11 protein-coding genes are annotated in these 13386 nt (G+C 51.2%); 10 read left to right on the top strand and 1 reads right to left on the bottom strand.

Features of this window, described 5'->3' with window-relative positions:
• Window positions 1-6: 6 nt before the first annotated feature.
• The 3 genes from PHN51_10240 to PHN51_10230 all read left to right on the top strand — a co-directional run bounded on the left by PHN51_10240 (window position 7) and on the right by PHN51_10230 (window position 2958).
• Complete coding sequence (locus tag PHN51_10240; GenBank protein ID MDD2819153.1) at window positions 7-1347, top strand: hypothetical protein; 1341 nt, start codon at window positions 7-9, stop codon at window positions 1345-1347.
• 371 nt (window positions 1348-1718) lie between these two features.
• A complete protein-coding gene (locus PHN51_10235) occupies window positions 1719-2246 on the top strand; it encodes a hypothetical protein (protein ID MDD2819152.1) in 528 nt (175 codons plus the stop codon).
• A gap of 79 nt (window positions 2247-2325) precedes the next feature.
• On the top strand, window positions 2326-2958 hold the full coding sequence (locus PHN51_10230) for a hypothetical protein (protein MDD2819151.1): 633 nt from the start codon (window positions 2326-2328) through the stop codon (window positions 2956-2958).
• A 43-nt stretch (window positions 2959-3001) separates the two neighbouring features.
• Here the strand turns inward: PHN51_10230 and PHN51_10225 are convergent, their stop codons facing one another.
• Window positions 3002-3295, bottom strand: a complete 294-nt coding sequence (locus tag PHN51_10225) for a hypothetical protein (GenBank protein MDD2819150.1) — start codon at window positions 3293-3295, stop codon at window positions 3002-3004.
• A gap of 75 nt (window positions 3296-3370) precedes the next feature.
• Between PHN51_10225 and PHN51_10220 the strand changes: the two genes are divergently transcribed.
• The 7 genes from PHN51_10220 to PHN51_10190 all read left to right on the top strand — a co-directional run bounded on the left by PHN51_10220 (window position 3371) and on the right by PHN51_10190 (window position 13330).
• Window positions 3371-4405 (top strand): hypothetical protein, encoded by a 1035-nt coding sequence (locus PHN51_10220; protein MDD2819149.1) that lies wholly within the window; start codon window positions 3371-3373, stop codon window positions 4403-4405.
• 1538 nt (window positions 4406-5943) lie between these two features.
• Entirely contained in the window at window positions 5944-8022 is a 2079-nt protein-coding gene (locus PHN51_10215; protein MDD2819148.1) for a hypothetical protein, read from the top strand.
• On the top strand, window positions 8019-9968 hold the full coding sequence (locus tag PHN51_10210) for a hypothetical protein (GenBank protein MDD2819147.1): 1950 nt from the start codon (window positions 8019-8021) through the stop codon (window positions 9966-9968). The genes PHN51_10215 and PHN51_10210 overlap by 4 nt, the downstream gene beginning before the upstream one ends.
• Window positions 9969-10134: 166 nt before the next feature.
• Window positions 10135-10638, top strand: a complete 504-nt coding sequence (locus PHN51_10205) for a hypothetical protein (protein ID MDD2819146.1) — start codon at window positions 10135-10137, stop codon at window positions 10636-10638.
• Window positions 10635-11243 carry a hypothetical protein gene (locus PHN51_10200; protein ID MDD2819145.1) on the top strand — a complete coding sequence of 203 codons (609 nt, stop codon included), beginning with the start codon at window positions 10635-10637 and terminating at the stop codon, window positions 11241-11243. Before PHN51_10205 ends, PHN51_10200 begins: the two co-directional genes overlap by 4 nt.
• Before the next feature lie 32 nt (window positions 11244-11275).
• The gene (locus PHN51_10195) at window positions 11276-11743 is read left to right on the top strand and encodes a hypothetical protein (protein ID MDD2819144.1); all 468 of its coding nucleotides are present in this window, start codon (window positions 11276-11278) and stop codon (window positions 11741-11743) included.
• Window positions 11744-11815: 72 nt separating this feature from the next.
• Entirely contained in the window at window positions 11816-13330 is a 1515-nt protein-coding gene (locus tag PHN51_10190; protein MDD2819143.1) for a DEAD/DEAH box helicase family protein, read from the top strand.
• Window positions 13331-13386: the final 56 nt, after the last annotated feature.

Here is a 13386-nt window from a genome sequence, read left to right as displayed (position 1 = left end):
ACCAACATGGACAATTCGATCAAGACCTTCTATCTCAGCGTGGCCAATTACGCTGGACTGAAGGAAGACGACAAGGGCAACCTTGTCAACATCAACGAAAAGCTGGGTGCGTTCACGCTGGACGACAAACCCATCGCGCTTCCTCATCATGAGATCCTCAAGAACCCCGAAGGCCGCAACATCTTCCACCCCTTGAACGAGAACTACGCTGTTCCCATCAACAGCCAGTTCAACCTGTTCAAGAGCAAGCTGGTGTTCGAGCTGAACTTGAAGCTGTCCACCATCGTTCTGGCCATGATCCGGATCTGCTCAGACCCCATGCTGCAGCAGCGGGTCAAGACCTCGAAAGCGGTCGAGTTCATCTCCAGTGTCGGTGAGACAGACATGACCACCATCGACAAGTTTGCCAAGCTGCTGAAGGCTTCTCAGACTGCCAACAAGGAAGCCTTTCTGTTCGACATCTTCCTCAAGAAGAACGGTGAACTGAAAGGCGAACCTTACGCGGCCATCGGCAAGCTGAATGTTCACATTCTGACGGAGCTGAAAAAGACCCTGGAGGCTGCGGATGGCAAGTATGCTGTCTATGGGTGTACGCTGCGTAAAAAGGACGTGGTGAGCCTTCTGGCTATCTTCACGGCCCTGTTTCCGTTGCACGATGTACCTGACGAGATGACAGTGGGTACAGACCACAACACCTTCCGCATGTTCAACGCGCTGTTGCTCTCCAGCTTCCAGGTGGCGTCGCGCATGAACGAAGTGGTCGACTTGCTGAATGAAGTTCAAGAGCCGTCTTTGGATCTGGACACAGCTGTATCGGACCTGGCTTGGTCCACCCAACTGGAGGGCATGTACAAACACACTGCGGCAATCCGGCTGATCCCCGATCAAACCAACGTGCGTCTGGAAGGCCACCAGCTCAAGCTGAACGAACCGAAGTCTGAACCACCGGCTATGGTAACACCTCCGACTTTCCAAGCGGCGTCGGTGCCGCCCCCAGTGGCAGCGGCTCAACAACCTCAGCAGCTGCAAGCTGTTCCGTACCCCGGTGCACAGCAGCCTCAGCCGGTCTATCCACAGGTCCCACAGCAACTTTCACCAGAAGAAACTGTTCGGAACATGATGGCTCAGCGGCAGATGGCTGCTTACGGTGGAATGATGCCAGGCGTGGGATACCCCAGCCCAGGTATGGTCGGTCGCCCTATGGCACCTCCGACCTACTTCCCTCAACCTGTGCAGATGCCGCCGCCGGCGACATACATGCCGCCACCGGCTGTCTATATGCCACCTCCAGCGGTATACGGTGCACCGGGCTACCCGCAACCCTACACGCCAGGGGCTCCGTTTTAACCTGATACCGGAAAAGCTGAACAGAGGGAATACGGTGGGATAACTCCCACCTAACCCCTTTCTTTAACTCACTGTCATCGGGATAATAAAATGGACTTTCTGGAGCAAGCGTTTGAAGAGGAACAAGGACGCTTGGACAACACAGTTCGACGTGTGGGGTCACAGACCGACCATCTCGAACCCACAGGCTATTGCCTGAACTGCTATGAAGATGTGGCTGACAACCAACTCTTCTGCAACGGCGCTTGCGCCACGGATTACACCGAAAAGAAAAAGCGACAAAAAGGTCGCTGACTGTACTCACTCTACCGCCGGCTCACAAGGCCTGGCGGTAGAGTGTTCATTTTACCCATCAACAAAGGAAACTCACCGTGTCAAATATCGCACTCCCGCAATCTGTCCAAGAGCGGATGACTGAAGAAGTCTTCAAGGTTTTCATGGAACTGTTTCCGAAAGACAAGCTCGGTGAGCAAATAGCCGAAACGATCGATAAGTACTTCACCTGGAAAGGTTTCTCAGACAAACAAGCTGTGGGTCTGACAGGATTTGAAGCCATGGTCTTCCAGGCATTGGAAGGTTTCATCAAACCCATGATCCTCAAGATCCTGTCTGAAAAGAACCAAGAGTTCCAGAGTCAGCTGAACGAAGCCTTCCTCAAAGAAACCGTGCAGCAGGTTAACCAAGGTGTGGACAATATCACGACCTCACTTGCTATGGCTGTTAGCCGCAACATGGTGTCTCAGGTCATCGAGCAAGCGCACAAATCCGCTATTTCAAGTGTCATTACGGCGGTTGATCAATCGGGCGGATATCACGACCGCTACGGTGCCCTATTGAGCAGTCTGAACACTGCTTATGGAGCTGCCTTCCCTTATGTTCATCCAAAGACTGACACCTGATCACCAGTGACAGCACCTAGGTAGGTTAATCCTACCTAGGTAGACTGTCCTTCATTTTTTGCACCTAAAGGAACAAGAAATGAACACACAGCTTAAGTCGCGTATCTTCACCAGAGCGATTCAGGTCCCTAAACTGGACGGACAAAATTCCCCACTGGACGTCAATGGCAATCTGGTCTGGAAAGACCTAAAAGCCAACTTCGAGGTCAGAGGTACCAGCGGTACCAACAACCCCACATTTGAGCAGTACATACCGGGCTTCTACGGCTATGTCTTCAGTGGCACAACCATGACACAGGTGTGGGTGGACTTCCACTTTGACCATGACATCGCCATGAACACCAAGATCTTTCCGCATGTGCACTGGATGCCCATGACCACCAACACAGGTACAGTACGGTGGGGATTTCAGTACATCGTTGCTAAGGGACACGGACAGTCCATGTTCCCGACGACCTCTGACACCATCTACGTGGACCATCCGATCACACAGAACTCACGGTACATGCACATGGTCACAGAGGTACCCGAAGAGTTAGGTATATTGTCTTCAGAGATAGAACCTGACTCTGTGATCAAGTTTCGTGTGTTCCGAGAAGGAAACATCGACTCACATAACGGCAAGGTACACGCCTGGCAAGCTGACTTACACTACCAGGTGGGTCGTATCGGAACGGTCAGTCGCAGCCCTAACTTCTTTGTGAAAGCGTAAAGATACCTCTAGGAGCGGTTAAACCGCTCCTAGAGGCTCTTATTCAATCAACGATAGGTGGCAGTACCGGAACCTTGAAAACCTGCTTCTTGCCGTCATAGTTCAACGGGTTCAAACAACCGTTCAGCTGCATGGTGTACATGTGAAGCTCTGGTGGTATGGACAGATGGTAAAACAGTCCGTACAGGTTACCTTGAAAACGATCGGCTTCCGTGGGTGTGACAGCGACCTCACGGTAACTGTAGTTGGCATTCACAAAGTCCATGTGAAGCAGGGTCTCGTTGATACGAGTGTAGTCAGGTAGCCCAGGCATGGGTACCATCAGGTGCGAAAGCATACACGTGTCCTTTCATGATCAACAAATTGTTTTCTATGTGAGAATGTTGAGAAACATTTAAGAAGGACAACACACATGCCTTACAGAAACATTTTAGAGAAGCTGAAAGCTTTGTCGCACTGGTTTTTGATCAGTCTGCAGTGGAAGTGGTACATCGAGGAAGAAAAGTATAGCAAGTGTGGAGAGTTGCGTACCAAGACCTACAGATACCATGTTCTTAAACTTCGGTTTATGTGGTACCGTATCGAGTTTAACCTACCTACCAACTGGATACCCAGTGAAAATTCAGAGTTGCACCTGCGCATCGGTCTACAGCCCCGAACACTAGAAAACGCTTGGTTCAGCATAAATTTGAATCTGTTTAACCTGGTAAAATTTGACCTGGATCTTGGAACACCAAAGTTCAGTATCGGCGGATTACTGACTTACTCTGTCAGAACACACTGTCGTTCCAAGCTTGATTTGGATCTTTACTTGGCTTGGATATCTCTGTCGCTAAAGACAGTTGCTCCGAGGCATAAAGCCGAAAACTACTCCGAATACAGATACGGGGTGTACTACAAATCCGAATTTTCTACGCTATTTGCGCGTTGGGGATCCGAACACAGGTGTTACTACAACCCTATCACAGTCACACACTACGTAGGACGGGCTTCGTTTGACGCTTTCAACAACGTTATACGGGTAGAAGGTCAAACACCGTTCACACCAAAAAAGGCAAAACACCTGGGTTTACGGTACAGCCACCGTACCGATAAACCTATTCATCTGGTTACGTTCTCTACAGTGGACGTAGACAGTACGCTTATCGAGAATGCCGCGGCGTACGTCGACCACATCTACCACAAACCTTTTGACGGGTTCCTGGCACGCATAGGGGATATGCTGCCGTTTATATGCTATCGTCGTGTGGAGATGTCTTTCGCAACAGGGGTGGGTGGTAGAAAGCTACGCGGTAAGTCCGGTTGTAGATGTGTCAGTTTTCAGACAAAAGACACGCTGGAAGACGCTGTCGTCCAGTTCCTCCAGAAAGAGGGTGTGAACACACCACCGACCTTTGGGCACACTGAACTCAGTCAAATTGCGCACCTCAAAGAAAGCCTAGGATGAAACCTGAATACAGCCCATGGCTCTCTAGCCTTTCTACCGATGAAGACCACTGGGAGACAGACGCTTTTAACTCAGCGTGCTATATCGACTCCTTGGTTTCTGACCAGGACATGACTACCTTCAACACTGAGCTGGAAATGCTGGCAAAGATGCCGCTTCCGTACATGACTCTCCTGACTGTGACAAGAATGTCTCAAAAGTACAGGGATGTATGCCCAGAGTGGCATACGCTGTTTCATGCAACTGTTAGAGCCATAGAGAAAGCAGGCAAAGATCCGAAGCCTATGCTAAGAGGCCTCTGCCCCGCTACTTGTGCGAGACGACCTTGAGCCACCAACAAGCCACACGACACCTGAGTGTCGTGTGGTCTTTTTACTGTCGTTAAGTCATTCTGAGAAACATGGAGATATCATGGACCTGACACAATTGTCCCGAACTGAACTTATACACCTCATGACCGCTGCCAGACGAGAGCTTCGAGAAAACCGTCGCTGGTTTGAAACATCTCGTCCTGACTGGGATGCCTATTGGAGTTTCATTGCATACGCAGTTTCTCTGCGAGGAGCTTGTGCAAGACGCAAGGTGGGGGTGGTTTTTGTTTCTGAAGACCAGCAACTTTTGTCTACGGGATACAACGGACGCGAACCAGGCGTGACCAACTGCATCGACTCTCCGTGCGACGGAGTAGGTACATACATAGGGCACAAAATGCCATCTTGTCAGGCGACACACGCTGAGGTGAACGCGGAGAAACGCTACCGACAGTTAGGTCCTGGCGCCGCACCCATACATACGGTTTACACCACAGCCACCCCTTGTAGCAACTGCATTCAGGTGCTGCTTAAAACAACCGCTAAGCGTATCGTGTACAGCGATGAGCACGTAGACGCAGGCAACTCAAAAAACGACTGGACGGAGGGTGGACGAGAATGGGTTTACTTCAAAGACTGACCCAGTGGGTCAAACTGAGATTCCGGAAGGGATCTGTCCCTTCTGATACAGGTGCCTGGTCACAGCGTAACTGGTACGCTTTTGACGGAGAGCTGATACGCATCGTTCAAAGAAACCTTACCACAGGAGCGGTGGTCTACGCTTACGCCCATCCCGCTGTCAGAGACAGATACACCTTCTTCAAAACGCCTTCTTCGACCACAAGAGAAGACCTGAAAGGTTTTGCTTACGTGGAGGAGATAGTCAGCCACTCGGCTGATCACAACAGGTACAGATGGGTGCTGGTGGTAGGGCTGTGTTCTGTAGATCTGAAGACTCCGCCGGTGAGTTACCACAGACTCAACCTAAACTGTTCGCCGTTTGATCTGCTTCGGTCAGATCGCACTTTTCTGCGAAGAAAGATACTGGGTCTTTTAGACGCTGAAAAACGCAAGTACCACATTGTCTCATCGGTGGTTAGCTGGTATCCCTATCGTTCCAGGAACCCGATCTGGTAAGGTCATCTGACTCAGGGTCAGGCACATATATAATCACTGCGCAGCCGGTTTATACTGGCTATTCTTTTCATCAACCGAAGGAAATGACACATGGATAATAAGCGAACAGAACTGCGCCACGAGTTTCTGTCCACCGCAGCCGATAACTCATTCGCGGGTAACACGTCGTCACCGCGCGGATGCATGCACTCCAGTCACTTTGCTGGGCGCCATGCGCTGCTGTATCCCGATGAGCGCATCATCAAGACGGGCATCGAGTACGAGTTTGGGAAGACCATTGACGATGTGCGCGCAGATCGCGACTGTATCGTCAAAGCTGTGTTGCCTCGGTATCAAGGTCGTGGCTTTGAATCACCAGGCGGACTGGTGTTTGTGGAGTACATGGAAGAAGGTGAGATCTTTATCGACTTCATCGACACACCCGTGTACAAAGCCAACCACAACTTCTTCGGCTACCGTCTGAAACAAACAGATCTGGCCAGGGAACTGGGGTACAACACGCCACTGATGAAAGGCGATATCCTCTGCCAGACCAACAGCTATGGCGAAGAGGGTGACTACATGTATGGCGTGTCCGCCAACGTGGCCTTCATGTCGCACCCGTCCGTGGCAGACGACGGTGTGGTGGTTTCAGAAAGCTTTGCCAAGCGTTCGGTGTCTGAGAGTTACCTCAAACGCGTGATCTACATCAACAAGTCCACCATACCGCTGAACTTGTACGGCGATGACAAGACGTTCAAGTTTCTGCCGGACATCGGTGAGAAGACTCGTCCAGACGGGTTGCTATGTGCCGTGCGTGAGCGCAATGATTGGTTCTCTCCGGTGGATCTGTCAACCGCTAACTTGCGGGACGCTGACCCCACCTTTGACCAGATGACATACGTCAACACACACTCTGAGGTGGTGGACATCACGGTGATTCGGGGTAACAACCCTAAGCCGGAGTTTGCGTCTCAGATGACGGAACAGCTTGACGAGTACGCCAACTTGTTGGTGGGTTACTACAAGCAAGTGATCCGCACGTACGAGCAGATCCTGGCTGAAAAGAAAACGCTCTACGGAGCAGGCGCCAAGATACGTCAGACACCGAGACTGCATCGGTTCATGTCAGACTGCTACATCAAGGTCAACATGGCCGAGAATGGACGCAACCGCATGTCGTACCGGAAGATACCTATCGATCAGTATCGAGTCGAGGTGATCACACGCAGTCTGGTGGTTCCGAACTACGGCCACAAGCTGAGCGACGGACATGCCTCCAAGTCTGTGATCTGTGCGATCTTGCCCGATGACCACATGCCGGTGGATCAGCTAGGTAACCGTGCCGACATCATCACAGACAGCACCAGCACCATCTCTCGGATGAATCCAGGTCGTGCATACGAGCTGGACATTGGTGCAGCCAGTCGGGATAACCGCGTTCGGTTGATCAACACACTGACACAGCGGTACGGAGCTAACTTCTTGCAAGTCATGCCCCACGAGGGATATGGCTATGCAAGACAGTTCATTCGTGACTTCTATGCATTGTTCAATTCAGACGGTGTGGGGTATATCGACAGTCTGACTGACGATGAGTTCGCGGCTTTCTTGAAGCGAGTGGTGGAAAAGATCCTACCAATCTACTACCCTCCAGATAACGAGCGGGGCGTGGTCGATGTCCTGACTGATCTGGAGAACTCGCCTTACGCGCCACATGAGGGTCCGGTGACCTATGTGTCACCTCTGGGTAACCGCGAAACCACCGTGGACATCATCCGCATCGGTGTCATGTACTTCATCTGGATGGAGAAAGTGGCCAACACCTTCTCTGCTGTCAGCAGCAGTCGTGTCAACAACTTCGGCTTCCCTGTGAAGGGTGCGCCAGTCGACAAAGCCCGGTATCCGCACTCGCAGACACCCGGCCGATTCACCGACGAGACAGGTTCACGGATCATCATGTCGTACATGGGACAGCAGGCTATCGCCGAAATCATGGACGTGGCCTTGAACCCCATCTCACACAAGGCTATCTACCTGAACGCCCTTCAGGGTGACAAGACCTTTGATCAAAACTACGTGGTGGATCGCGAGAGTATCCCTTACGGACAAGGCAAGTCCGTGCAGGTGCTTAAGCACATCATGACCGCAGCCGGTATCGACTTCGTTTATTACAAGGAGAAACAATGAGTCAGTCCACGACGGTGTCAGCAAGAGACATCTTGCAAACCATCGCACCCGCCAGACAGCAAATCTGGGGTATCCAAGGTAAGCGTTTCAACGTGGTCTTCGAGGACGGCCACGTGTCCGAGATGAACAAACAGGCGGTCATCCTTTCTCGGTACTGCTGGGAGCTGCTGCATGTGGTCCCGGCAACGCTCAGCAGAGCCTGCGACATCAGAACCTACATCCCGTCCACCGGGTTCAATGGCGAAGTCCACATCCAGTTCTTAGACGGTATTTTTAAGCACATCTGCCGAGAAAACCATCTCAAGACCTACAACCAGAAGGCACCCTTGTTGAAAATGGTCTACGAGATCGTGGACTTCATCCAAAATGAGATCCTTCTGGGTGTCTGTCCTTGGATGACGACAATCTCTGGCAAAGACCTGATCGGCACAGTGACGCATCCAGACATTGTCAAGATTCACGAAAACCTCAGACCCACACCAGAAGGTATGGATCAAGCCTACCGTGACATCAAGACTTATGTTGTCAACACCAAAGACGCTAACCGGTTTGTTGCCGCTTACCGCTCTAAAGCTGCCAACGACAATCAGTCCAATCAGACGATCGGCCCTCGCGGTTTTGTGACAGATCTGTCGCGGACCGTGTATTCGACACCTATCAAAAATGGGTTCATTCGAGGCATGGGGACTTTGTACGAGCTGATCGCCGAGTCTAACACAGCGGCCAAATCCCTGAACGCCAACGGGACACAGATTGCCACATCACAATACACGTCACGTCGATTCCAGGTGCTGGCGGCTGTGGTGGACAAGATCTGGCAGGGTGACTGTGGAAGTCAGGAGTACACGGCAGCTGAGGTTACCCCGAGTAACATCGATAACCTCAGAGGCAAGTACTTCCTGAACGAAGAAACCAACCAGCTTCAGTGCATCGAAGGAGATGAAAGCTATCTCTACAACAAGCTGATCAAGCTTCGGTCCTCGCTACACTGCAAGCATCCGGACGACAGCAGAATCTGCACCACTTGCCTTGGAGAACTCTCGCAGAACTTTGAGCCAAGCAGCAACCTGGGGTACACCTTCTCGGCTTACGTGATGGAAAAAATCTCTCAGGGTATCCTGGGGACCAAGCACATCACACAGTCGGTCAGGAAGTCAGCTATCATGTTGGAACTTGCGGCTCAGAACTACTTCAGGCCAGACGAGAACGGGTTCCTCTACTTCAAGAAAGGACTGAATCTGAAAGGGTTGCAGCTGGTGTTACCTAACGCCTCTGTGGGGCGGTTAGTGGACGCGCTTAACATGCAACACACCAACATCGGTCTGGCCAAGATCGGTGAACTGGACTCTGTCACCATCCGTGACATGAAGCCCAAGACCCCGACTCAGGAGAAGCTGAACATCTCTTACAAAGATCGCAACTGTATCTTGACTCAGGCTCTGCTGATGCACATCAAAACGTGCACCATGGAGTCTGATCACCGAGGCAACTTTGTGATCCCTCTGGACGACTTCAATCCGAAAGAGCCGGTGTTCTCCAACCCCTTGAAGGAAGCCAACGTGCTGACGCTGGTGAACAGCATCACGTCAATCGTTGAAACCAACAAAGCCAAGATCACTGACCCCGATCAGAAGCTGGGTATGCTGATGCAGGTGGTGGCTGATCGCTTCAAGTGCAACATGAGTGTGCTGGAAGTGCTCATCTATGCCACGACCACATACAACGCCAGTGCCGGCAACTACCGACTGGGGCGTAACTCCCCCACCCCCAGTTGTGCCGGTAAGTTGGAGTTGTTCCGTCACCGAGACTTCGGTGGTCTGGCTATCTATGAGAAACAGTTGGAGGCCATCTTCAAGCACCCTGAGGTGACATTCAGTCGGAGGCTTGACAGACAAGAGCACCCGATGAACGTGTTCATCACGCCACAGGCAGCCTTCATGAACTAAACCGACAGGATAGGCTTTACGCCTATCCTGTCTTATCTTTTTATCAACGGAGCTTAGCGTGACACATACTCACAAACCAGGTAACGCCTTTGTCGAAAAGACAGTTGAGAACGGAAAAACATCCGTTATCTATCAGGGAAAACCTATCGACAGTTACCCTACCGAGGTGCTGAAGATTTTTCAGAGCATCAAACCCGCTGCCACGGACGACCCAGAATTCACGCGGCTTGTCCAAGACGCTATTGCCGAAGAACTCAGTCAACGCGCATTGGCTAAAGATGAGACGTCCTTTATTCTTATCAAAGCCGCCGTTGCGTATGCACTTCTGACAGATCAAGTCCCCGCCCATATGACCAAGGCCTACATGAAAGTGCTCTATGAATGGACCAAAGACTGGGATGTTTCGTCCCATGGCGCAGACTTTGAGTGTCGGGACCCAAATAACCCCCAAGTTGTTCTGTATCTGACAGCTGGAATTTTCCCTGATACATTTCCGACGGCAACTCTGCTGGAGTTCAGAGGACAAGGAGGAGACTACACCAATTTGGCCAATGGGTCGGCTGATTCCGTGATCAGAATGATCGCTGAACTCGGGGTGCCCACGATCATCAACATAGCGCGAATAAGCGCTGCAGCCATACCGACTTTCGTACTAGGAGAAGGAACATGACACCTATTTACAAGGTTTCTGATATCTTTACAGAAACAGAAGACGAGGCAAGAGGTGTGACACTTTTGTATCGGGAAAAGCCAATCACGACCCAGTCCTCGACAGTACTGCATCTGTTGCTGAAGATCAGACCTGGGTCAACTGACAATCCCGAATTAATGTCTCGTGTGGCGCGTGTCATCAATACAGAGCTTGACCGTCGAGCAATGTTGACAGATGAAGCCGGTCTTATCTTTCTGAAAGCGGCCATCGTTTCAGAAATCCAGTCTGGAACGCTATTGTGTCTGAACCCCGACGCCTGTGTTAAAACACTGGAAGAGTGGACAAGAAACTGGGATGTTTCATATGACGGAGGTGACTATGAGTGCAGACTACCTCAGGACCCCACAGCGGTCATGTATCTGACAGCTCGTACTCCGGCAACCAAAGTACCGACAGCCAAGCTGTGTTTTTGGAATAAACAAATGACAGACACTTGGGTTTTGCTTGAAGGTCCGGCAGACTACGTTGTTCGCCAAATCACCGAACTTGGTGTGCCAGCTTTGAAAGCTATCTACAGAAACAACATCGGCTTGCCATCTAACCCACCGCTTCAGAGTCGGTAATTATCTCAGTTCCATATTTAAGGAGTGTAGCCATGAACCAACCAACCAAACCCGAAGAAATGCTTGTCGACGACTGGATCGATGAAGTCTGTCCCACTGACCCACCGGAAGAACTTTATGCCAAGTTTGTTCTGACACATATGCGAATGCCAGCTGTCTTGCAAACGGCCTTTCGCGAATTTACAAAACTGTATATTCTTTATGGAAAGTACAGTGGCAAACCGGTTCGCGTCAATGTGGCTTCGCGCTTGGGCGACATAGGTGTCACCTTCGATCTGAAACGTGAAACAGGCTATGACGTTCGCGTGATGGTTAGCGACATTACCGACTGGTCAAACGTTCCAGGTGAACCTTACCAACCCATGGCTGTCTGGATTCCCACTCGGCTGACCGAGCACTTCAGGTCCTTGCAGACAGAAAGTCGGTCGGGTAAAAATAACAGCCCTATAGCAAAGGTCGTCGCAGAGTCGGTTGTGCCGACAATGACGCGGCAAAAGTAGTACCATGGCCAATGCGTGCCATGGGTTAATTCTATCACCGTTAAATGCGGTAGTTAATCCAAGGAGTCCGCATTGTTCCACGTAACCCTGTATAACCTGTCCGTCCGTATAGATACCAACGTGCAGAATGTGATCAACTTCATTGAGCACTTCATCGCGCAGTTCTATACGTCAAGGGCTATATCGACCGGCTCAGAAGCCACCACACCTGCGGATCGCAAGTTCTACAGCCGGATCGAAAACACAGGAACGTTCTTTCTCCATGTGAATCAGTTCAAACATCTGCTTCATTACGGTCACCAGAGGACGTTCCCTTTTCCACAGATGACCAGAGAGGACAAACGGGCGTACAGATCAGCTGACGAAGACTACCGTGTCAGAGATGGCTGGGTACCTAAGCCTGTCCAGGTACCTATCATAGAGTTCTTGACCACAGATCCTCGAATGTCGAAGATGGTTGCCCTGCAAACAGGTGGCGGCAAAACCTTTGTTAGCCTGTACTCGCTGGCTCAGTTGAAGAAACGCTTTGCTGTCATGGTGCTTTTGGCGTATGGCGAGAAGTGGATCAACGACATCAAGGGCGTCCACACCACCAACGGCAAAGACATCTTCCTTATCCAGGGGGGTGACTCGATACGCAGCGCTGTTAATCTGGCTCTGTCCGGTGAACTGGAGGCCAGGTACCTGGTCTTCTCCATCACCACCCTACAGGACTTTATCAAGCGCTATGAGGCTAACCCAGAGGCCTGTGTCCTGAGGTACGGCATAACACCTATCGAGTTGTTCCCTATCTTGGGTATCAACACGCTGTTGGTGGACGAGACCCATCAGCACTTCCACTCGGTCTTCCGCATACTGCTGCACAGCAACGTGAACTTTCAGATAGGGCTATCAGCCACACTTCTGACAGACGACCCTGTGGTGAAGAGGGTACACGATGTGGTCTACCCCAAGAACTGGGTGTACGATCCAGGTGAGCTGAACAGGTATGCCGATGTTTACGCCTTGACATATTCGATGCCGCCACAAGCGCTGAGAAGTATCAAGACGAGTCACAGAGGCAGTTCGTCGTATTCGCATACGGCGTTCGAGCAGAGCGTCATGGCTGTAACCAACATCAAGCACTTCTACCTGCGGCTGATAGAAGGGGTGTTCCTGGACTTCTTTGTTCAGAAATACGAAGCTGGAGACAAGTGCCTGATCTTTGTCGGTACGGTTAAGATGGCAAGTCTGTTGACCAAGTACCTGACAGAGAAGTTCCCTGAGTACAGCGTCAAGCGCTACTGCGAAGAAGACCCGTTTGACAACCTGCTCACAGCCGACGTATCTGTCAGCACCATCATCTCCGCTGGCACTGCGGTCGACATCCCTGATCTCCGAGTCGTGATACAGACAGTCTCGGTCTCATCGACTGTTGCCAACGTGCAGTCGCTGGGACGTTTGCGTGAACTGAAAAACAAAGACGTCCGATTCTGCTATCTGTTTGCCGAGAACATCAACAAACAAAAAACCTACCACTACAAGCGAAAGGAACTGTTCCGTGACAGAGTTGCAACGCAATCCATCCAGCGCGCCAGGCTTGCCTGACAATGTAGCTGAGCAACTGCTTCGGGCGTTGTCCGGTACCCGGAGCTCTTGTTCCA

Source organism: Candidatus Nanopelagicales bacterium, assembly GCA_028687755.1.
GTDB lineage: Bacteria > Actinomycetota > Actinomycetes > S36-B12 > S36-B12 > UBA11398.
The sequence above is the reverse complement of the archived record's forward strand: the minus strand, read 5'-3'. Positions and strand labels throughout refer to the sequence as shown.